This is a genomic window from Microcoleus sp. CAWBG58 (genome assembly GCF_020883045.1).
In the GTDB taxonomy this organism is placed as follows: domain Bacteria; phylum Cyanobacteriota; class Cyanobacteriia; order Cyanobacteriales; family Microcoleaceae; genus Microcoleus.
Map to the genome: position 1 here is coordinate 1 of NZ_JAHRFA010000083.1, position 22,900 is coordinate 22,900.

Annotated in this window: 18 protein-coding genes; 3 read left to right on the plus strand and 15 right to left on the minus strand. The window is 43.7% G+C overall.

Annotation, left to right across the window (positions count from 1 at the left end; all coding sequences use genetic code 11):
- Window positions 1-648 precede the first annotated feature (648 nt).
- The 9 genes from hemB to QZ918_RS27040 all read right to left on the minus strand — a co-directional run bounded on the left by hemB (window position 649) and on the right by QZ918_RS27040 (window position 8,767).
- Entirely contained in the window at window positions 649-1,683 is a 1,035-nt protein-coding gene (hemB, locus tag QZ918_RS27000) for a porphobilinogen synthase (RefSeq protein WP_293340618.1), read from the minus strand.
- Between the two features lie 33 nt (window positions 1,684-1,716).
- Entirely contained in the window at window positions 1,717-2,073 is a 357-nt protein-coding gene (hisI, locus tag QZ918_RS27005; RefSeq protein ID WP_293340621.1) for a phosphoribosyl-AMP cyclohydrolase, read from the minus strand.
- A 163-nt stretch (window positions 2,074-2,236) separates the two neighbouring features.
- Complete coding sequence (gene folE, locus QZ918_RS27010; RefSeq protein ID WP_293153275.1) at window positions 2,237-2,887, minus strand: GTP cyclohydrolase I FolE; 651 nt, start codon at window positions 2,885-2,887, stop codon at window positions 2,237-2,239.
- 241 nt (window positions 2,888-3,128) lie between these two features.
- Window positions 3,129-4,184 carry a CobW family GTP-binding protein gene (locus QZ918_RS27015; protein WP_293340623.1) on the minus strand — a complete coding sequence of 352 codons (1,056 nt, stop codon included), beginning with the start codon at window positions 4,182-4,184 and terminating at the stop codon, window positions 3,129-3,131.
- Window positions 4,185-4,434: 250 nt separating this feature from the next.
- Entirely contained in the window at window positions 4,435-5,004 is a 570-nt protein-coding gene (locus QZ918_RS27020; RefSeq protein ID WP_293340625.1) for a Crp/Fnr family transcriptional regulator, read from the minus strand.
- 212 nt (window positions 5,005-5,216) lie between these two features.
- Window positions 5,217-5,945 (minus strand): metallophosphoesterase family protein, encoded by a 729-nt coding sequence (locus QZ918_RS27025; RefSeq protein WP_293340627.1) that lies wholly within the window; start codon window positions 5,943-5,945, stop codon window positions 5,217-5,219.
- Between the two features lie 169 nt (window positions 5,946-6,114).
- Complete coding sequence (locus tag QZ918_RS27030; protein WP_293340629.1) at window positions 6,115-6,930, minus strand: metallophosphoesterase family protein; 816 nt, start codon at window positions 6,928-6,930, stop codon at window positions 6,115-6,117.
- Window positions 6,931-6,935: 5 nt separating this feature from the next.
- Window positions 6,936-7,703 carry a GTP-binding protein gene (locus QZ918_RS27035; RefSeq protein ID WP_293340631.1) on the minus strand — a complete coding sequence of 256 codons (768 nt, stop codon included), beginning with the start codon at window positions 7,701-7,703 and terminating at the stop codon, window positions 6,936-6,938.
- A gap of 191 nt (window positions 7,704-7,894) precedes the next feature.
- Window positions 7,895-8,767 (minus strand): alpha/beta fold hydrolase, encoded by an 873-nt coding sequence (locus QZ918_RS27040; RefSeq protein ID WP_293340633.1) that lies wholly within the window; start codon window positions 8,765-8,767, stop codon window positions 7,895-7,897.
- Between the two features lie 105 nt (window positions 8,768-8,872).
- Between QZ918_RS27040 and QZ918_RS27045 the strand changes: the two genes are divergently transcribed.
- Window positions 8,873-9,367, plus strand: coding sequence for a GAF domain-containing protein (locus tag QZ918_RS27045; RefSeq protein ID WP_293340635.1), 495 nt, complete (start codon window positions 8,873-8,875; stop codon window positions 9,365-9,367).
- 69 nt (window positions 9,368-9,436) lie between these two features.
- Window positions 9,437-9,955 carry a Cif family virulence factor gene (locus QZ918_RS27050; protein WP_293340637.1) on the plus strand — a complete coding sequence of 173 codons (519 nt, stop codon included), beginning with the start codon at window positions 9,437-9,439 and terminating at the stop codon, window positions 9,953-9,955.
- A gap of 172 nt (window positions 9,956-10,127) precedes the next feature.
- Here the strand turns inward: QZ918_RS27050 and QZ918_RS27055 are convergent, their stop codons facing one another.
- The 5 genes from QZ918_RS27055 to QZ918_RS27075 form a co-directional block, all read right to left on the minus strand.
- Complete coding sequence (locus QZ918_RS27055) at window positions 10,128-10,358, minus strand: hypothetical protein (RefSeq protein ID WP_293340639.1); 231 nt, start codon at window positions 10,356-10,358, stop codon at window positions 10,128-10,130.
- Window positions 10,359-10,463: 105 nt separating this feature from the next.
- Window positions 10,464-11,048 (minus strand): hypothetical protein, encoded by a 585-nt coding sequence (locus QZ918_RS27060; protein ID WP_293340641.1) that lies wholly within the window; start codon window positions 11,046-11,048, stop codon window positions 10,464-10,466.
- A gap of 255 nt (window positions 11,049-11,303) precedes the next feature.
- On the minus strand, window positions 11,304-14,270 hold the full coding sequence (gene uvrA / locus QZ918_RS27065) for an excinuclease ABC subunit UvrA (RefSeq protein WP_293340643.1): 2,967 nt from the start codon (window positions 14,268-14,270) through the stop codon (window positions 11,304-11,306).
- A 30-nt stretch (window positions 14,271-14,300) separates the two neighbouring features.
- Window positions 14,301-14,453, minus strand: a complete 153-nt coding sequence (locus tag QZ918_RS27070) for a hypothetical protein (protein WP_293340645.1) — start codon at window positions 14,451-14,453, stop codon at window positions 14,301-14,303.
- 101 nt (window positions 14,454-14,554) lie between these two features.
- Window positions 14,555-14,764, minus strand: coding sequence for a hypothetical protein (locus QZ918_RS27075; RefSeq protein ID WP_293153300.1), 210 nt, complete (start codon window positions 14,762-14,764; stop codon window positions 14,555-14,557).
- 68 nt (window positions 14,765-14,832) lie between these two features.
- Here QZ918_RS27075 and QZ918_RS27080 point away from each other — a divergent pair, with 68 nt between their 5' ends.
- Window positions 14,833-16,614, plus strand: a complete 1,782-nt coding sequence (locus QZ918_RS27080) for an SWIM zinc finger family protein (protein ID WP_293340647.1) — start codon at window positions 14,833-14,835, stop codon at window positions 16,612-16,614.
- 646 nt (window positions 16,615-17,260) lie between these two features.
- Here the strand turns inward: QZ918_RS27080 and QZ918_RS27085 are convergent.
- On the minus strand, window positions 17,261-22,765 hold the full coding sequence (locus tag QZ918_RS27085; RefSeq protein WP_293340649.1) for a trifunctional serine/threonine-protein kinase/ATP-binding protein/sensor histidine kinase: 5,505 nt from the start codon (window positions 22,763-22,765) through the stop codon (window positions 17,261-17,263).
- Window positions 22,766-22,900 lie beyond the last annotated feature (135 nt).

The following is a 22,900-nucleotide window of genomic DNA, read 5'->3' on the forward strand; positions in this document are numbered from 1 at the left end:
GTAATTCATGGAGTAGAAGCTAGAGGACAAAAGGGAAATTACACCACGCAACGTCTTAAGTTTAACTCCAATTAGGTAACTTAATATTTTGTTACATAGATTGGTTTTTTCCCGCCTACCTACTTAAATCAATACGGTTCACTTAAGATAAGTAGATGGGTGTAAATAAATCGGTTCATGTAACAGAACGTAAAGCAACCGTAACCCCTGCGTTGGCGAAGCCGCCCTGAAAGGGCTAGGGCTTATGCTTCGCTTCACTTCGTTTCGCTCTCTTCGGACATACTTGTGTATTTTCATACTCATCTACTTAGTCATTGCGAGGAACGAAGCAATCTCCGTATCTATTTTAAATAGGGTTTGACCCCCAGGGCGGTCTTAAGTAAACCGTATTGACTTATAAATTAGATACGTTTGCCTCGCGGCTGAAGGCGATTCCGACAACTTAAATTGGTCCACACTGATATTTTGTACTCGTCCCTATGGATGAGGAAATACCTAGAAAATATCTGCGTTTATCTGCGTTTATCTGCGCTTTAAAATACAGCAGATTCCATATTGATGAAGTATACCCCCGCTCGATCGAGCCTTCTATGGAGACTCTAAAAGCCGTGTCCTTACACTTCATAAACTTGGAATACGCTATATCTCTTATTTCAACATCAAAGCAACTTCCTTCGCAAAATAAGTCAAAATCAAATCGGCACCCGCCCGTTTGATACTCGTCAAAGTCTCCAAAATAATCCGATTTTCATCAATCCAACCTAACTTTCCAGCAGCTTTGATCATTGCGTATTCGCCGCTGACATTGTAAGCAGCTACGGGCAAATTAGTTGCTTCGCGCACTTGGCAGATAATATCGAGATAAGCCAAAGCAGGTTTTATCATGACAATATCTGCGCCTTCAGCGATGTCCAAAGCAATTTCTTTGAGTGCTTCCCTCGCATTAGCAGCATCCATTTGATAAGTCTTTTTGTCTCCAAACTTTGGGGCAGAATCGAGGGCATCCCGAAACGGGCCATAATAAGCAGAGGCATATTTTGCTGAATAAGCCATGATTGCGGTATCGATGTATCCTGCTGTATCTAAGGCTTTGCGAATTGCGCCGATTCTGCCGTCCATCATGTCGGAAGGTGCGACCATATCCGCACCAGCATCAGCTTGAGAAACTGCCATTTTTACTAAAACTTCAACAGTCGGATCGTTGAGAATTTTACCAGTTTCGTCAACTAAACCGTCGTGTCCGTGTGAAGTGAAAGGGTCGAGGGCTACGTCGGTAATTACTACTATTTCGGGAATGTTTTTTTTGATGGCTTTGACTGTTTGTTGAACTAATCCTTCTGGGTTGTAGCTTTCGGTAGCAGTGTCATCTTTCTTGTTTTCTGAAATTACTGGAAAAAGCGCGATCGCACAAATTCCCAAATTCCAACATTCAGCGATTTCTGTTAGCAATAAATCCAGCGAATAGCGATAACAACCGGGCATCGAAGCAATCTCAACTTTTTGCCCTTCTCCTTCCATCACAAACATCGGATAGATGAGGTCGTCAACAGTCAGGTGATTTTCTCGTACCATGCGTCGCAAACCGGGTGTGCGGCGGAGGCGGCGGGGACGGATGGTTGTGAGGGAGGGATTGCGATCGTCTGGAGTAAGAACGGCGGACTCGACGTTATTTGCGGATGACATAGGAACTAATTGCAATAATGATAATCATTATTATTACATTGTTGCGCGAAGCGGTAGCGCCACGGAATTGAAAAAACAACTCCTCACGCCTGTGTGACAAGCTATTTCACCAATCTGTTCTATTTTGAGCAGAATAGTATCGGCGTCGCAATCGTAAAATATTTGTTTGACTTTTTGGATGTGTCCGGATGTCGCGCCTTTGTGCCAAAATTCAGAGCGCGATCGGCTCCAATAGTGTGCTTCTCCTGTAGCTAGAGTCTGCTTAATTGACAGTTTGTTCATCCACGCCATCATTAAAATAGTACCGTCTCGATCGTCCTGGGCGATCGCCGGAATCAAACCTCGATCGTTAAATTTTAAAGCTTCAATCCACAAATATTTTTGATCCATATTCAATTTACAGTTGTATTTCCTCAAGTAAGATTTTTTTAACCGCAGAGAGCGCAGAGAGCGCAGAGGGAGGAAAGGGAAAGAGAGAAATATGGTAATGCAATATGACTCTCTTTTCTTTGATTTATCCTGCAAAGAGGCAATTTTTTGTAGACAATTCTAGCTAGTGAAAGCTTGATTTGTGAGCGATTAAACTCATGAATTCTTGACGAGTTCTGGAATCTTCAGCAAACACTCCCCGCATCGCTGAAGTCGCAGTCCAAGAACCTGGTTTTTGCACGCCGCGCATTACCATACACATATGAGTTGCTTCAATTACAACTGCTACACCTTGAGGTTTTAGCAATCCTTGCAGTGCATCCGCAATTTGTGCAGTTAAGCGTTCTTGTACTTGCAATCTGCGGCCGTACATTTCACAAATTCGAGCAATTTTTGACAGTCCAATTACTTTCCCGTTGGGAATGTACGCAACGTGTGCTTTGCCAATTATTGGCAGGATGTGGTGTTCGCAGGAACTGAAAATATCAATGTCCCGCACTAACACCATTTCGTTAGCATTTTCTGTGAATACTGCTCCGTTGAGCAGTTCGTCGAGAGATTGACGATAACCTCCAGTTAGAAACTGCAAGGCTTTGACAACTCGTTTCGGTGTATCTCGCAACCCTTCGCGGTCTGGGTCTTCTCCCAATCCTAGCAGCAATGTACGCACTGCTTGCCTCATTTCTTCATCTGAGACTGGAGGTTGAGATTGGGTAGGAATTGATGACACTACACCATTGGGAGAAGTCAATTCTGGACGAGTAGATAAAGTCATGCTTGCAGTTTGTGAAAATGTTTAACAGTGGCTGTGGACTTTTATTTGCTATCTGATTATAACAAGATTCACAAAATGAAACATTAAATGGTTTGTTTTTTTATAAGTCAATAATAACTCAAAATATAAAATCAACCGTTGGTAGTTACACGGTTTTTGCTGTCAAAAAGTGCAACTACTAACGGCGCAATTAAATCTAAAATCTCTTAGCTATGGACGTGACACTGAGATTGACAAAATCTTAAACTAAGCAATTGTTAAGCTGTTCTCGAATTTGAGCGGTATCTAAGTTGCGGCCGATGACTACGAGTTGAGTCTTAGGTGGAGTCAACCATTCGTAAGCATTTAGTTCATAGCGCGCGCCACTAAGTTGAAAAATGTGTCTCATCGGGCTGTCTTCAAACCAAAGAATCCCTTTTGCCCGAAATACATCTAAGGGCATTTCTTCGGTGAGAAATTCTTGGAATTTGTGGATATTAAAAGGTCGATCGCTCTGAAATGATAGCGAAACAAATCCGTCATTATCTAAGTGATTGGAGTGATGTCCGTGATGGTGATGTTCGTGATGATGTTCGTGATGGTGATGTTCGTGATGCTCGTGTTCGTGATGCTCGTGTTTTTCCTCGGTTTCCAAATTATCGAAAAGATCTGCTTGGGTTAAACCTACACCCAAAATCAATGGTAAAGGAACTTCACCATATTCAGAGTGTAAAATTCTCGCTCCTTCCTTGATTGTGCGAATGTAAGCTTCTAATTCTTCTACTTTTTCTGAAGGAGCTAAATCGGTTTTGTTCATCAGCACGATATCTGCAAATGCTACTTGTTTTAAAGCTGCTTCGCTCTCAAAATGATCGGTGGTGAAGGTTTCGCTATCCACTACAGTGAGTACAGAATCTAGAGTGGTCAAATCCCGCAATTCCGTGCCGAGAAATGTCAATATAATCGGCAATGGGTCGGCAATTCCGGTGGTTTCAATCACCATGCAGTCGATACGGTCTTCCCGCTCTAACACTCGGTATACTGCATCAACCAAGCCTTCGTTGATGGTACAACAAATACAGCCGTTGCTCAGTTCTACCATGTCATCTTCGGTAGAAATTAAAAGCTGCGAATCGATGTTGATATCGCCAAATTCGTTAACTAAAACTGCTACTTTTAAATCTTGACGATTTTTGAGGATTTGATTGAGTAAAGTGGTTTTGCCGCTGCCTAGAAAGCCGGTAATTATAGTTACTGGCATCCCTCTCTTGGGAAAATCGGAAATTAAATCTGGGGTTTGTACAGTGAGATTAGTCATTGTCCCTCGTTGATTAATTGTAGAGGCCCTGCTGTTAGTTCAGAAAGCTGCTAATTATCCCAAAGCTCTTGTGGATAGCACTTCCTAGCCAAAATTTAGGTACGATCGCCTGTATCGCACTGGATCGAGTATGATAATCATTATCATAGTATCTTAGATGTGCTTTAAGCGCAAGCCCTAGAATTATTGCTCAGCTAGCTGATGACTCATAAACACTTGACTGTCATCCCTTTTCCAGATAAATCTCATGTTACAAACGGGAAGTTAAGACAATGTATTGAGGGCGAGTGCGATCGATCAATCCCTCTTCTTCCAGCCTCCCCATCAGTCGCGTTACTGTGATCCGGGTAATTCCGATCGCCTCGGAAAGCTCCTGGTGAGTCAATCTCAAATCGATTAACACTCCTTGTGCGACTTCGCGACCAAATTTTTGTCCCAACCAAACCAATAGTTGCAGGAGTCGATCGCGCAGAGATTCGATCCGCACTATGTAGAATAATGCTTGAGTTTGCTGGACGTGTTTGAAAATTTCATCTAACGATCGATCGCACAAATTTGCAGGAATGTAGCTAATTTCTACATGAGTTTTGCACTCAATTTGGTAATGTTGCACGCCTGACAGCGGCTGACCGATCGCATCTCCTACTCCCCAATATCCCAGCGTAATTGGTGTCCCCTGCTCGCTCCAAGTCACGGTTCGGACAGCACCCCGTTCTATTCGCAGCAAGCCTTTAGACGGCACGGGCACTAACTGGCGGCAGGTGAAAGTCTGCTGTCTGAGACTGGGGTACAAGGCTGGAGTGTAGGTCGAAAAAGTCATAGGAGTCACCGTTACTTTGAATACAAAATGGATTCTAGCCTAATTGAGAAAATATATCAACTAGCAAGTTAGGAAATTACCTAAAATCAAAGAAACCTGGTTTCGTGACAAAAACCTAGGCTTTCCGTCATCCGGTGACAAGAAACCGGGTTTCTAACCCTTGCGAGTGCGTCAGCCATAGGAATTTTTGCAAGCATCGCGACAGGGAAAGACTAAGCCCCAAAACCTTTGCGGGTGTTGTAGGAGAGGTTTCTGAACTTCACAATATCGGTGTCCGGGTCGTAAAGAGTATAGGTTGCTCGATCGGGCAACCTACCGACATTCCCCACTCCAACCACCCGCCGCGGGGTTGCAGAGATCGTTGATTGCGGCTCTATAGAGTCAAGAGTCTGGAGCGAGTTATTGATAATACTTCTCTCTAATTGATACTCAAAGGCTAAGCCCGATCGCCCGCAAAACAAAGTATTGGCATCAGCGCGGATTGCGCGATCGAGCATGACAGGTGGCGGAGTTTCCGGGGTAAGATCGTCAGACGCGCTAACTGTACTCCCGTGAATCAACAAACAGTCAAACTCGTGGAAGCCAAAAGTCAAAGAGCGCAACCACTCTACACTTTTGCGGCTAACCGAATCCCAGAGTAACTTAATCGTATCTGCACTGTATTTTGCTCGCAATTCTGTCGCATCAGGGCTAGAACCTATTCCGTGTAAGTTAAAACACTGCTCTTCCCACCACCCGATACATACTTGGGGTTGGATTTCTCCTCGTTTGGGCGATCGAACTCGCTCAACTAATTTTTCACAATCGGGATTAGGGCCGACTAAATCGCCTAAAATATACAATTCATCAACGCGAATTTTCAGACGCTTGATGTCAGCGACTACAGCTTCGTAAGCAGCCAGATTTCCTTCGATTCCTGTTAGTATTGCCCAGTTTGTCATTATTTATTTATTTCCGAAAATTTAGGTTCGTAGTGAGGACTTTAGTCCTCTTTTTTGTTCGTAGTGAGGACTTTAGTCCTCTCTCTGATTCTTAGTCAATAAGGACTAAAGTCCTTACTACAAACAACTGTTAATAAGGACTAAAGTCCTTACTACAAACAATTGCTAACTATCTCTCACAAACATGAGTAGGATCGTCAGCTCTTTCGGCATATTCCAAACCCCTAGCCAAACGCCAAGCAAAAATCGGCGGTAAACCTTTTTCAATAATTGCAGCACAAGTTGCTTGATAGTCATATTCCACTTCTCGCAAAGTCACCTGTTCGGCATCAGTATCGTAAATAACGTAAGTAGCATTCGGTCTACCGTGACGCGGTTCTCCTACGGAACCGACATTCACAATCCGCTTTAAAGGAGCCGTGAAATTTAAAGCTTTCTCCCCTTCAACGCTCGGCCCGCTAACCTTTACCTGCATTTTTTCCGCGTTTAAAGTGCGGACGTAGGGGACGTGGGTGTGACCGCAAAACAGCACGTCGGCACCTGTATAAAATACCCGTTCTAAAGCAGCAAAAGCATCCATTGTTGGCAATAAATATTCGTGGTTGCTGTGAGGGCTGCCGTGGACAAAACACATATTGTTTTCTCGCAAACTGTGTGGCAAAGTTGCTAAATATTCTCGCGTTTCTAAGGGAATTTGTGCGTTAGTCCATTCGTGGGCTAATTTGCCTCTTTTTTCTGCTAAAACTGACGGATAGCTGCATTCGCAGGAGTTCAAACCTTCGACGATATCTTCATCCCAACAGCCGACGCAGGTGGGAATGTCGAGGGAGCGAATCATTTCTACTACTGCCTGGGGATTTGGCCCGTAGCCGACTAAATCTCCGAGGCAAAATATTTTTTCGGCTTTTTGTTGGTCAATGTCTGACAGCACTGCATTTAAGGCTTCGTAGTTGCCGTGAATGCAGGACATTACTGCTATTTTCATGCTGTTTATTCTCCTAATGATAGTGATTGTTTGACTTGTTGTTGGTAATTCCACATAATTGTTTCGGACAGACAGCAATCTTCTAGGGTTTGTCCTAATGCTGTTGTATCGAGGTTTTCGCCGACTATTTCTATGCCGCTAAATCTTTGGGGACGGCCTTCGAGCCAGCGGGGAAGTGGCAATTCTTCGTGGGCGGTTTCTTCAAATGCTGCGGCGAAGTCGAAGTAGAACGATCGCCCGTCGGCTATGTCAAAGATGCCTTTTGCTCTGTGAACTTTGCCGTAGGCTCCTTGAGTCATTTCTTGGTACCAAAACATATCTAGGCTGGCGGGATCTAAGACTTGCCCGCTAACGGGCGATCGCCAAATTGATAGTTTGTCCACTTTCCCGCTAACGGCTATTCCCTCGACAATTACATCCGCCCATTGATGCCATTCGGTGTTTTTGATGTCTGGCGGGACTACACCAAATCGGCGGCTGGGGAAGCTTTGAAGCAGGTTTTCTAGTGTTGTCAGTTGCAGGTGAAATCCGAGTTCGATGTAGGCTGAAACGCCGTTTTCTAGGTGTTTCGCGAGTAGGGACTCTTCGCCTTCTGTGATGGTTTTGATTTGGGGGAATCCTGCGGCGATGCAGGTTTGGTCGATCGGCACATTGCCACTTCCGGGGCAGAAATACAGCACGGGTGCTGTCTCGGCTGCTAGCTGCTGTCGGATCCAGGTAGTTTTGCCGCTTCCGGGCGGCCCTGCTACGGCGGTGATTGTAGGTTGACTCATGAATATAATGATAATCGTTATCAAGCGCTGTCAGCTCTTATACATTTAAATTTAATTTGGCGATCGGGCGGAATGCTCGCGCTACAAGCTTTTGCAGCTATTGTCAGTTGTTCGACACTGCTTGCAAACCATTTTTTTATTTAAAAGATGTTGACTATCGCCACGGATGGAGAATCAAACTGCATCTTTACTCAAACAGCTTTGCTTACCAAAAAATCTCTGATGTACCGATTGACTAACTGCGGCTGTTCCTGATGCACCCAGTGGCTGCAATTGGGAACGTAATGAATCTGAAAATCCCGCACGTAATCTGCGGTTGCGTAGGTTAACTCTTTGCCGAGGGCCCGATCGTTTTCGCCCCAAATCATCAACGTCGGAACTTCGAGGATCTCTCTATGCGGGCGATCGACAAATCCGCGAGCAATATTGCGGTAATAATTGATAGTAGCAGTCAGAGCCCCCGGTTTAGCTGCCGCATCTTTGTAAGCTTGGATATCGGAGGGGGTAAAGCTGCTTTTGTCAACTGCCATGCCTTGCAAAGCGCGATCGATCGCCCGATAGTCGCCCAACTTAATTAAAAATTCCGGCAAAAATGGCAACTGAAACAAAAAGATGTACCAACTTTTCAGCAATTGTTGGCGAGTTCGCAACCCTTCAGCAAACTTTGCCGGATGCGGTATATTCATCACAATTAATTTATCCACCATCTCAGGATAAGCATAAGCAAAACTCCAGGCGATCGCACCTCCCCAGTCGTGGGCAACTAAGACGCAGCTTTTGTATCCAAGGCCTTGAATAATTCCCTTGATATCTTCTACAAATTCTGCCATCACATAAGCAGATTTATGCTTAGGTTTGTCGCTGTCATTGTAACCCCTGAGATCCACAGCAACAACTTTATAATCTGATGCAAATTCCGGGATTTGATGGCGCCAAGAATACCAAAACTCAGGAAATCCGTGCAGCATCAGCATCAGCGGCCCAGAACCTTGAGTGACACAGTGCAGTTTGATGCCGTTTGTAGCGATAAATTCGTGTTTCCAAGCAGCTTCTAGCACAGACATAAATTTTCACTCTAGATGTAAACTTATACTAGCAGTTGCTACCTTTAATAGAGGTAAACTGAAGACAGAGCTCAGCCAAAACTAGGAAGTTAAGGAGTCATTACCATGTCTGGCGATCGCCTGCAAACAATTGTCAACCGCTTGACAGATCGTCTCAAGCGCGACGTATTAATTGAAAAATCCCTATACGACATTCGAGAAGTGGTGCAGAGCGATCGCGCGGTACTGTATTATTTTTACAGGCAGTGGCAAGGTCGAGTGACTTGTGAGATGCTAAGTGCGAGGGAACTTTCAATTTTGGGATCGACCGGCCCAGACGAGTGTTTTAACGACGAATACGCTGCTTTGTACGAAGCGGGCCGAGTCAGAGCAATTACAGATATTGAAACAGAGCCAATCCACCAATGTCACCGACTGTTTCTGCGGAGCCTGAAAATACGCGCTAATTTAGTAGTACCAATTTTAACAGCAAAGGGACTTTGGGGGCTGTTAATCGCCCATCAGTGCAGCGGGCCCCGTACTTGGTTGCGATCGGACATTGAATTCATGCAGCAACAAGCAGACAATATAGCCATGTCTCCTACTGTTCAAGATAGTTAACTAATTAAAATTGACATCAGATGCTGTAGATGCTAGCGTAGAATTATAAATTTATCGGTTATATTTACCATGTCACTTTTGAATATTCAAGCTTTAAACAAAGCATTGCCTACCGTAATCTTAGGGTTATTCCTTAGCAGTTATACCAGCAACATTGACTCTAAATTAAGCAACAATCAATTAACTGCACCTAGAGTCATAACCTCAACAGAGATTATAGCTGATAACACCAGCGAGCAAGCAGCAATCAAATTATTAATCGATCGGCAGTTCAAAGCTTTGAATGAAAGAAATACCGAAGCCTATATGGCGACAGTAGATCCAAGCTCTCCTGGTTTTCAACCAACAATAATTACAATTGCAGAAGTCTTCAAAAGAAATTTAAAGTACGAACCAACAAAAATTGAAATTGTGGGAATTTCAGGAAACGAAGCCAAAGTAAGAATCGAACAAACAACCACAAAGATTGGCGGCCCAGCTTCACCTTTCAGAGATAATAAGATGATAATATTACATACGTTACGCAAATCAAATGGAGAATGGAAATTTTTTAGTTCGGTACCGGAAAATATTCAGTATTTGAATTAGGCTAACTTATGCCATGAGAGCAAAAATCGCTCTACACAATAATTTTGGGGCTTGCTTTCTCCACTCATGTGTAAGGTGCGTCGCCAGGAGATTTGCGATTGATATGATGTCCGCTCGATTACCATAAAAAACAGTTCGTAGTGCGGACTTAAGTCCGCAGCTTTTTGCGGACTTAAGTCCGCACTACGAACCTTACAAAAAGTCTGGCGTTTGGATGTTTGTTACTGAGGTTGCGAGATACTTGCAATCCAGTCTTATCGACTTCATAATCACCTGTCTCAATGTCGATGATGACCATCTTGCCAATATTTTCCTCAACCTCGATTTTTTGACGGATTCCATTTTTGTACAGTTGCTTTGCACGACGCGCAACTTCTTCACGGCTTAAAAGGATTGCTTGCATGGGCTGACTTTCAATCGCGATTCGGCTTCTGTAAACTTCTCTATGATATCATGTTGGATTAGATCGGACTTACACCTTTAATCTTCATCAAAGTCGATCGCTGATTCATTCAAGCCAGAAAATGATTCTAACTTCTTTTGGGTTGCCCAACTTCAGTAACTCTTCAATGAACCAGTCTACACATCCTACAAACTCACGATAGCTTTGTACCCATGAAACCTCGGTGTAGCCCTCTTTTTTTCTATAATAAACAGGCTCGTCATCTGGAAAAGCCTCCGGGAAAGAAGCTGAACTCCAAAATAAATGAGCGTATTGATTTTTTACATACCCGGTATGGGGTGGAAATTTTCTGTCCCAATCATAATCAATGACCTCTTGAACCGTGAACCAGGTGAGATAACAATTTTGGCGGCTCAAGTACCAAAAATTTTCAAAATACTCCTTATAAACAGCATTCATATCCTTTGGAAAACCGCGTGGCTTGGAAAGAGGAACTATTTCTTCCGTATGTGCGATATCGTAAATTGCGCGATGATAATAGCCGACCAAAGCAGCATATAACTCGTATAGCCCAGTAGGACTCATATAACAAACAGGGATTTGCTCACCTTTTGACCATTTTGGTGTAGGAGTGGGTTCCCATTGATTATTTCTCCAAACTTCTGCGTAGAGGTTACTCGTCCTACTCATATCTCTCACCTAACATCTGAATCCGATCGAGTTCATCATCTCGTTCGACGTGATGCCCATTTAACTTCCCACCTCGCCAGACATTCTTTCAATAACACCCTTCTCCATGATTCAAGCCGTATAACTTATTTATAATTGTATCGAAGTTGCGGTACAACACGGGGTCTAATCAAACAATACCGCAACTCGATCGCACATCCTTCTTACACCCCACCAGCATCTCCATTCCTCAAAAGTTAGGGGATGTATTGAGTATTAGCTCACAGCTACAGCACTCCCTAAAGGATGCTGATCTAAAACAGCCTTCAAATACTTCCCAGTATAAGAACGAGGATTTGCCGCTACCTCCTCCGGCGTTCCCGCCACAATAATCTCACCGCCCTTATCTCCCCCTTCCGGGCCCAAATCGATCGCCCAATCGCAGCACCGAATCACGTCCAAATTGTGTTCGATGACCAAAATTGAATTACCCTTATCCACCAATCTTTGCAGCACATTTAGTAAGTGGTGAACGTCATAAAACGACAAACCAGTCGTGGGTTCATCAATCAAATAAAGCGTTTTCCCAGTAGCGCGACGCGACAGTTCCGTAGCCAACTTCACCCGCTGCGCTTCGCCGCCAGATAGTGTCGGCGCAGGCTGTCCCAACTGAATGTAACCCAAGCCAACATCCACCAAAGTTTCCAATCTGGCGCCCGCCCTGGGAATATTTTTAAACATTTCCGCAGCTTCCTCCACAGTCATGTTTAAAACATCAGAAATTGACTTGCCTTTATACTTTACTTGCAGCGTTTCCCGGTTGTACCGCGCACCTTTACAAACCTCGCACTGTACGTAAACATCCGGCAGAAAATTCATTGAAATCACGTTCACGCCTTGGCCGCCGCAAGCTTCGCACCTTCCCCCTTTCACGTTAAAAGAAAACTGTCCGGCTTTGTAACCTCTTGCCTTCGCTTCAACGCTTTCGGAAAACAAATCCCGAATCACATCAAAGACTCCGGTGTAGGTAGCTGGATTGGAACGTGGAGTGCGGCCGATGGGAGATTGATCGATGACAATTACCTTGTCAACCACATCATCTATAGAGCGTTCTCCCTTAGTTTTGAGGGCGTCCATGTCGGGCGGCAAAGGAACTTTTTTGGTCAGATAGTGTTGCAGTGACGGATACAGCAATTCGTTGATTAAAGTTGATTTGCCGGAACCGGAAACGCCTGTCACGCAGACGAGTTTTCCGAGCGGAATTTCGATATCGACGTTTTTTAAATTGTTGCGCGTCGCATTTTTGAGGCAGAGAGCTTTGCCGTTACCTTTTCTCCTTTCGTTGGGAGTTTCAATTACTCGTTTTCCAGACAGATAAGCACCTGTCAAAGATTCTTCGGCCGCTAGCAGGTTTTCTAAACTTCCCTGCGAGATGATGTTGCCGCCGTGAACGCCTGCACCAGGGCCGATATCGACAATGTGATCGGCGGCGCGCATGGTTTCTTCATCGTGTTCTACGACTATCAAAGTATTGCCTAAATCGCGCAATTTTGTTAAGGTTTGCAGCAGGCGAAAGTTGTCTCTTTGGTGCAGTCCGATGCTGGGTTCGTCCAAAACGTAGAGGACTCCTGTCAAACCGGAACCGATTTGAGTGGCGAGGCGAATTCGCTGGGCTTCTCCGCCGGAAAGTGTCATTGCTGCGCGGTCTAATGTCAGGTAATCTAATCCGACATCGAGCAAAAATTGCAATCTTGCTTTGATTTCTCTGAGGGCTAAATCGGATATTTGAAATTGTCGATCGCTCAATCCCAAATTATTTACCCGTTCCCGACATTCGCGAATCGAAATTCCGGTCAAATCCACAATTCCATAGTTTCCTAACCGCACCGACAGCGCCTCTGGTTTCAAGCGTTTGCCGTGACAAGCATCGCAAGAGCGATCGACCCGATACTGTTCCAGCTTCTGTTTGATCAAATCAGAACCAGTGTCGTCGTACTGGCGCTGCAACATGGAAATTACGCCCTTAAAATCTCTCCTCAAATCGCTGGCGTTGCTGTCTCGCTTCTTGCTTTCTGCGGTTTGTTTTGACTCATTACCGTACAAAATCACTCGCTGGTGTTCGGGCCTCAAGCGGAACCAAGGAGTGTCGATATCAAACCCGCAACTATCGGCAACGCTGCACAGCAAAGAGAGATAATAGGAGTTGTCTTTGTCTGACCAAGGGGCGATCGCACAATAAAGAGGTGCTTTCTCGTCAGGAATCACCAACTCCGGTGCAAAAGTCCGCAAACTCCCCAAACCGTGACAGTTGGGACAAGCGCCGTAGGGCGAATTAAACGAAAACAACCGGGGCGAAAGTTCTTCCATCACCGCGCCGTGTTCGGGACAAGCAAAGTTTTCGGAAAATACGATCGGCCCATTGGCTGGTTCAGAATTTTCGTCAGGCGGTAACTCTTCTACGATCGCAATTCCCTCAGAATGTCGCAAACAAGTTGCCAGAGAATCGACTAAACGCTCTTCTAAACCGGGTTTTTTAACTAACCGATCGACAACTATCTCGATATTGTGGATATGATTTTTATCTAATTCGATATTTTCCGACAGTTCTAAAATTTCTCCGTTAACTTTCACCCGAATAAATCCTTCGGAAGCTAAACTCGACAATAATTTGCGGTGAGTGCCTTTTTTGCCGCGTACAACAGGCGCCAGAAGGTGAAAGCGAGTACCGTCTGGAAGTGCCATAACTCGATCGCACATTTCATCAATTGTCTGCGGCGCAATGCAGCGATCGCAAATCGGACAGTGCGGTTCGCCAGCTCTGCCGTACAGTAATCTGAGATAATCGTAAATTTCTGTAACAGTGCCGACAGTCGATCGCGGGTTGTGAGAAGTTGACTTTTGGTCGATCGAAATAGCCGGACTCAAGCCTTCGATCGCATCCACATCCGGCTTGTCCAACTGTCCCAAAAACTGGCGGGCGTAGGCGCTGAGAGACTCAACATAGCGGCGCTGTCCCTCAGCAAAAATTGTATCGAAAGCCAGGGAAGACTTACCGGAACCGGAGACACCGGTAAAAACTATCAGTCGATCGCGCGGCAGTTCCAGATCGATATTCTTAAGATTGTGCTGTCTCGCACCGCGAATCCGAATCGTATTTTGGCTGTTGGAGTTAGAAGTCGTCACCTGATGCCCGTTGTGGGATGCACTTGGCTGGCTGTGTGAGGTTTTGGCGCGTTGGGACATGAGAGTAGTGCAAAACAGTGCTTAACCATCTTAGCGCTGCCTTTGAACTAGCTGGCATCCAAACTCAAGAATATCAAAGAATTTTAGACAGTTGATAGTTGACGGTTGAGGGTTGACTGTTGACTGTTGACAGTTGACAGTTGATAGTTGACAGTTGACAGTTGAGGGTTCAATTGGGAGCATCTCTTGTTTGAAAAAAGCATTTTTTCTTTGAGTGCGAGCGTCCCCGCTCGCGTGCTTTATAAAGCACGCGAGCGGGGACGCTCGCACTATGAAATGCAAAACTAAGATGCTCCCGTTTTATTTCCCACTGCTGTTTGCACAGGCTGCATAATGTTTACTTCCCCGACCTTGAGATTAACATCAAAGAATATTAAAAAGTTGACAGTGTGTAGGGGCGGTGCCCCCGTGCCCGCCCTATTAGTTAACAGTTGATACTTGGCAGTTGACAGTTCAGTTTTAATGCCCGCTGCTGTTTGCAGAATAGACTGCATATCGCAAACCAAGTGCACTTATGAAGTAAAATCGAGTCTAATCCTTATAATTGCTGAGGTCTGGTGTGATGCCAATTCCCAAACTTAGTGAAACGATCGTCAAGAATAACAGTTCTGAGCGATCGCTCAACCGAGCCGAAGATTACTATCTCGGTGGCAATGTTACTAACGCAGTCCTCCGTAGCAATATGGTGCAAGCAACAGTATACGGTTCTCAATATCAACCCTACCGTGTTACCCTACCATTTACTGATGCCGGATTAGCATCTGGAGTATTCTGCACTTGTCCTTACGATGGCGATGGATGGTGCAAACACATTATCGCTACGCTGTTTTTGTGCCTGCGAGAACCAGAAAAAATTGAACGGGGCGAAACGCTGGAAGAGTTGCTCTCTCGCCTCAACGATGCCCAAATCTATGAGTTAGTAGAGCATTTAGTTGACAACGAACCGTCGCTGATAAGTGCGATCGAACTATACGTCAATTCAAGCGCTGTGTCTGCGCCGACAAACGAACTAACGAAAACATCTCGGCGAAGTGCGATCGATCCTGCTCCTTTTCGGCGACAAGTGCGAGAAATTTTCCGACAAGCTCGGGATTATTGGGAGGATGAATATGGTTATGATGAAGAAGACCCGATTACAGAAGAAATTTTAGAACTGATTCAGCAAGCCCAGGAATTCAGCGAACATGGAGACGGCAAAAACGCTTTAGTAATTTTAGAAGCCATTACCTCAGGTTGTGTTGATGATTGGGACGACGTAGCAGAATATGGTTTTGACAGTGATGAAATTACTAATGTTTTAGATGAAGCTTGGACAGAAGCCATTTTGACGGCAGATCTAACTGCTGAAGAAGAAATAGATTTCGAGGTGATGTTAGAAGGTTGGAAAGATGAATGGGATTGTGATTTCAGTATGAGCTTGGAAGCTTTACGCCAAGGTTGGGACTACCCGCCACTCCAGCAGATACTAGAAGGAAACCTTACTGGACAAGGACTTTGGGCTGTTGACGAACCAGATTATGCTCGTGACTTAACCTTGACTAGATTGCAAATTCTCGATCGGCAGAATCGCAACCAAGAATACTTATACCTAGCCAAAGCAGAAGGCTGCATTCAACAATATCTGACGATGTTAGCTCGTTTGGGGAGAATAGAAGAAGCTGTGGAAGCTGCCACAACCGAGATGACATCAGTCGAAGAAGCTTTTGCTCTAGTTCAAATTTTACAAGAAGACGGATACTCAGAAGAAGCTCTCAAGATTTGTCAAACTGGGTTGAATCTACCCGGCAAATCTACCTACAAGCTGGCAGTTTGCATGAGTAAATTAGCCGATGAATTGGGCGAAAAAGAAGCTGCATTTGATGCTAAAATGAAAGTCTTTGAAATTCAACCTTCTTTGAATGATTATCTTTCATTGCAGGAGTTATCAGGGGATAATTTGTCAACTTTGAAAGCAAATTTATTGGCAATTTTAAGAGCAACTCACAACTACAACTCTACCGAAGCGAAGGTTGATATTTTTCTGCACGAGAAACTAATTGAAGAGGCGATCGCCCTTGTTGACACATCCTACGGTTCAGAATTGGTTCATCGAGTGATGGTGGCGGCAATTCCCCATCGCCCCGATTGGGTAATCGTCAATGCTAGTCGCCGCGCTGAATCGATTCTAAATCAAATGAAATCAGCCGAGTACGATAGTGCGATCGAGTGGCTAGAAAAAGCCCGTGCTGCCTATATACAAGCTGGGCGAAATGTTGAGTGGTGTGCTTATCGCGCTCAACTGATGGAAGTACACAGTCGGAAGCGGAAATTTATGGGCTTGTTCAAAAACTCATATTTAAATTGAGTATTTGTAGCAGGGCTGTTTCATTCTCTTGTAGGGGCGGTGCCAAGAGTGCCCGCCCCAATCTCTGAAACACATACAAAATCGTGGACGAAGAGGGTAGGCACGCACCATCCACTACCCCTACAAAATCATCGTTTTCCTGAGAATGAAACAGCCCTGGTATTTGTAGGGTGCGTCGCCCTCGACAATCCTTGCATCAAAGCGACAATCTGAAAGCGACGCACCTAACACAATTCCCATCTATCAGGTGCATCGCTTCCTAGATATAACCGTGTTGACAAAGATTCGCGGACGTTGTTGGGCTTGAGCCCTTCTTAGCTTAGTGGTTATCGCTCTTTCATCACTCTAAGAAAGGAAAAATCTGACCATAATTTGATAATGCTAATGTGGTATGGCTTTGTGGAACGATTTTCTAACACCTTGCTGGCGTTAGGAGCATTTGGGAAGAGATCCTTTGCTGTCGTGTCTTCGAGAATTTACTCTCATGAAAGTGACGAAAGAGCGTTATATTGCCAATTATCCTGAAGAAAGGACGATCGCAGATTTGTGCTGTTCAAAAAATGCCATAAATTATCACATAATTCAGGGCTTGTAGATACGGTCTTGACCTTGTATCTTAAAAGAGTGAGGGCGATCGCACCGACAATCAGTCGATCGGCACTTCGATCGCAAATTCCGTACCGGAGCCCAACACAGATTCGCAAGTCAGCTTACCGCCGTGGGTTTCCTCCACAATTTGGCGGCTGATAGACAGCCCCAAACCGGTACCCTTCCCGACTCCCTTCGTAGTAAACAAATGGTCAAATATTTTCGCCCTCACATCCGGCGACATCCCTGCGCCGTTATCTTTGATGCGAATCACCACGCTGTTGTTATCCGGCGAGAGATGGGTGATAATGGCGATCGTATTAGGTACAGCCTCAACATCAGCATAACTGCGATCGCGATCGAAATCGTCAAAACAGTCGATCGCATTTGCCAACAAATTCATAAACACCTGATTCAACTGTCCCAAATAACACTTAACTTTCGGAATATTTCCATACTCCTTAACCACTTGAATCAGCGGGCGGTCTGGATTAGCTTTCAAGCGATGCTGTAAAATCATTAAAGTGCTGTCAATTCCTTCGTGGATATCCGCCGACACTTTTTGGCGGGTGTCGGCACGGGAGAAGGTGCGGAGAGATGTGCTAATATTGCGAATGCGATCGCACCCAACTTTCATCGACCCCAACATTTTCGGCAAATCTTCTATAAGATACTCTAAATCGATATTCTCAGCATCCTGTGCAATTTTTGAGCTAGGATCGAGAACTTCTTCCTGATACAGTCGCAAGTGGCTAATTAAATCGCCCACAGCCGCAGTAGCTTCGGTAATATTCCCAGAAATAAAACCGACGGGATTGTTAATTTCGTGAGCGACACCAGCAACCAAATTGCCCAAAGAAGACATTTTTTCACCTTGAATTAATTGCAATTGCGCTTGTTGCAGTTCCGCAAAAGACTTTTCTAACTGTTGGGATTTTTCTTGCTCGCGCGCGTACAAACGAGCATTCTCGATCGCAATAGCGACTTGACTAACTAAAACCTTTAAAACTTCCACCCTGTCTGCGGTAAAAGCTGCTGCCGCTAACTTATTTTCCAGATAAATAATCCCTTGCAACTGGGATTGATAAATAACTGGCAAACACAGGATTGATTTAATTTCAAATTCTCGAATGTACGCATCCGCATTAAAAGGTGCAGTAACAGTCGCATCATCCAATACCAGAGGCTTTTGAGTGCGAAAAACATAGTTTATAGCAGAAACAGGCAAATCTTGACTATTTTCCAATGGTATAGATCGTAAAACTGTAGCCTGGGTATCAGTAGAATTTCCTACAGCTTCGATGTAGAGTTTATTATCTTTTAGCAGCAGCAGCGCAACTTTTTGAGCCGCCGCATTTTCTAAAATGATTGTGATTAATTTTGTCAGCAAGTTGTCCAGGACAATTTCACTGTTAATGGCTTGCGAAGACTTAATAAAAGTAGCCACGTCTAAAAAATCGCCTAAACTGTTGCTGGTAGTGCTTCCAGTATTAGTGCGCGTGACATCGAGGGGTCGAGTTTCTGTTGCGCGCGTTTGTGCTACTAAGAAAGGATGTCTTGATTCCAAGTGTTTAACTTTCGCTAGAGCTCCCCAGCGGATATAGCCGTAATAAGCCTTAGTCAAATATGCTTGAGAAATTATCTGTTTTCCCAGAAATTGATAGAATTCTCCGGCTAATTCATAGGCCAATGCTTCCTCTTGAATATAACCATTTTTAGCTGCACCGGCAATTGCGCGATCGTACAAATCCATTGCTTGGGTATCATACCCCAATACCCGCGCTTTCTGGGCTGCTACCAAGTCATATTTGTGTTGATAATTCATTGGAGCATCAACAGCCCATTTTTTCATTTTATTTTGGTTCTGTACCACTTTATTTAAATATTGCTTTTGCCCCTCTTTGTCAGATTGGGAATACAAAGCTAGGAGACTGAGAGAGTAGTAAAAATTATTCAAGGAAACTAGATAAAATCCAGAAACTGATTCTTCATATTTCTCAAATAACCTTGAATTTTCTGAAGCTTGTGCATAATTCCCGAAAAAGAAATTAATCATAGATTTGGCATTACAAATAAAACAAACTAAAAAAAAGTTTTTAGTTTCAATTGCATCCGTAACAACTTTGTCTTCATTAAACTTCTTATCTACTAAGTTACATGATTCTACAGATTGACCACGCAAAATTATGGCTGTATATCTCAATATACTAATACATTGTGAAGAGCCTTCTTGTTTAAGTTTCTGCATTAATTTTAGATACTTACTTATTTCTTCTTCAACCAGTTCGAGAGGCTCTCCCATCCACAGTTTATAAGTACAATATCCATTGACAGAATAACCAACATACGGTAAATCTCCAGTTTCGATTGCAGCCTTAAACCCTTCCATCATATAACTCAAGGCTAACTTGATATCTACTTTACGGTGTTGAATTGAACAAGTAAGTATTAGATAAACTCTACTTTTGATTGAATCAGATGGAAATCTATCTAAAAGCCTAATTGCCAATTGACCAAATTGGTATCCTAAACTAATGTCTCCTATTCCACACAAAATTGCACCATAAAAAACGTAAGCGACACTAGCATAAGGCGAATTTCCATATTTAATGGACAGCTTAACCATCATAAATACTAACAATGGTAATAGTCTGGGCTTGACCGCCATCGCGGTACCCAGAATCCCTGATAAAATTCGCATGGTTGCTTGTTTTTTAGAATCTGTCATTTCTGGCAAATTAGCTAAATCCTCAATTCCTTTCAACCCCAATCTCAGTTTTGTATTAATCAATTCCACCAATATATTCAATAAGTTGGGATTTTGAGGAAGATAAATCCCTAACAATTTTAGGACTTCCAGCCCTGTATTTACTGCTTCACTAACTCTATTTTGAACAGTATAAGACTGAATTTGCAGCTCATAAACATTGAGTTTGTCCAGTAAAGTTTTAGCCCGACTTAGAATAACATCAACTAATTCTTTTGAGATTGAATAGTTCGTATTTAAGTATTCAGCTCCCGCTGTTGATTCATAAATTGCTAACGTTAATTGATACTGACTGTCCCAACTATCCTCTGGCAATAATCCCATCGCCACCCGCAAATACCTCACAGCAGCTTCATAAGCATTCGCTGATTTTGCTTTGCGTCCCGCAGTTAAATTTAATTCGGCTAACTGCGTCTTTTCTGCTGGCTGGATAATTGTGTCAATTCCCACATTCAACTGATTGACAATATCAAAGATGTTTTCTTCTAGCTTTTCGGGTGGAGTATTGTGTAACAGTAATTGACCAATTTTTAAATGGGTGGATTGCTTTTGCTCTTCGGGAATCAACGAATATGCTGCTTGCTGGACGCGATCGTGCAAAAATTTGTAACTAACCCGCGAAGTGTCTAATTTGAGGTTTATTGATTCCGACTTATCAAAAACTAAAGGAATGCGATAAGCATCGCTCAAAGGCAAAATTAATCCTGCTTGCAAAGCTGAATCAAGTTCAGTAGCTGTAACATTCGCTGACTTTTCGCTGACAAGTGACAGCACGTCTAGAGCAAATTTATCGCCCACGCAAGCTGCTAATTTTAACACTTCTTGCGTGGTTGCTGGCAACTTTTCAATGCGAGAAGCTACGAGTTCGACTACACTTTTATCGGTGATTCCAATCGCTTGAATTTCATCAATACTCCAATCCCAGCCTCCTTTGCCTCCTAGATGAGCGAAGTTGAATCTTAAAAGGTTTTCTTGATAAAGTGCTTGTAAAAGTTGCGTCAGAAAAAAAGGATTTCCTCCCGTTTTATTGCAGATTAATTCGGCTAAATCGTTGGCTTTTTCTGTGAAATTGCTAAGAGTTTCAAAGACTAATTCCGTTACATTTTCTAACTCCAGGGGTTGCAATACAATATTGTTGACAACCGTACCTGTTTTTTCAATCTCTTCTACTGTCTGAATTAACGGATGAGTCGGGCTGACTTCATTGTCTCGATAGGCGCCGATCAGCAACAAATATTGCTGGTCGGGGTCAGTTATCAGTGTTTGCATCAACTTTAATGTAGCTGAATCTGACCACTGCAAATCGTCTAAAAAGATAACTAGCGGGTGTTCTTTTTGGGCGAAGACGCGAATAAATTCTTTGAATACGCGATTGAAGCGATTTTGCGATTCTACAGGGGAGAGTTCTGCTACTTCTGGCTGTTTACCGATAATCAATTCAACTTCCGGAATTACATCGGAAATTACTTTGCCGTTAGTTTCCAAAGCTGTTAAAATTTTAGTGCGCCATGTTTCTATAGCAGCAGTGCTTTCTGTGAGCAATTGGCGCAGCAGCGAGTTAAATGCTTGAATTAATGATGCGTAGGGAATGTTCCGTTTGAATTGGTCGAATTTGCCGCTGATGAAGTAACCTTTTGAGCGAGTTATTGGTTTGCTAACTTCGTTGACGACTACTGATTTGCCGATGCCCGAATAACCGGATACTAGCATTAGTTCGCTTTGGGAACGGGCGGGTTTTTCTGTATTTTGGTTGGGTGGCAAAGATTCGGGCGAAAGGGTTTCGGCGTTGGGGGGGGCGGGTTTTTCTGTATTTTGGTTGGGTGGCAAAGATTCGGGCGAACCCGCCCCTACACGTTCAAAGGCTGCTAATAGTTCGTTGACTTGGTTTTCTCTACCGTATAATTTTTGGGGTATTAACAATTGGCTGAGAATGTCTAAGCGTCCGGGGATAAAATCGATTATTTCTCCTGTTGCTTCTAACTGATGCAAACAATTTTCTAAGTCTGCCAATAATCCGGCTGCACTTTGATATCTATCTTCGGCATTTTTTGACATCAATTTCATGACTATTCCTGAGATTGATGTGGGAATTTCCGAATTGATTTGAGCGGTCGAAATTGCTTGAGTTGCGATGTGGCTGTAAACTATTTCTAAAGGGTCTTTACTCGGAAATGGCAGTTCACCTGTCAGCATTTCATACAGGGTAATTCCGAGGGAATAAAAGTCGGTGCGGTAGTCGAGGGTGCGGTTCATTCTCCCGGTTTGTTCGGGAGACATATAAGCTAATGTGCCTTCGACGGAGTTGGGATTGTTAAATTGTGGGTTTTCTTTGTTTAGTTTTGTCGCAATCCCGAAGTCGGTGAGTTTAACTTGTTTTGTTTGGGAGTTGATAATGATGTTGCTGGGTTTGATGTCTTTGTGAATAATCTGATTTTGGTGCAGGTATTCTAAGGCTTTGACGATTTGGATGGCGATGTTTAAAGTTGCTAGCAAACTCAGCCTTGCTTTTTCGAGTAGTTGTCCGAGAGACTCGCCGCCAAAGTCCTCTAAAACTATGCCTAATCGGTGGTTAAAGGTTTTGAGACTGATGGCTTTGACGATTTGTTTGCTATCTAAATTTTGGCGGATTTGATATTCGTGTTTGAGGCGGGTAATGGCTTCGAGTGTGGGATATTCGGCTTTGAGAACTTTAAGAATTGTTGCGGACTTGTCGCTCGCTCTCTGTCCGCGATAAATAATTGTTTCGGCACCTTCGTGCAGGGTAGAATGTATTTGGTATTCTGAAAAAATTTGCATAGGTTTATTTTAAAAATTTATGGCATCTAATTTAGCCTAGGCTAGCGCTAATTTAGGGAAAATTTATGTGATGCCGATCGCAATTTTTGACGCTACAAATCACAAGCAACGTACAAAAGTTTGATGAAAACCTTG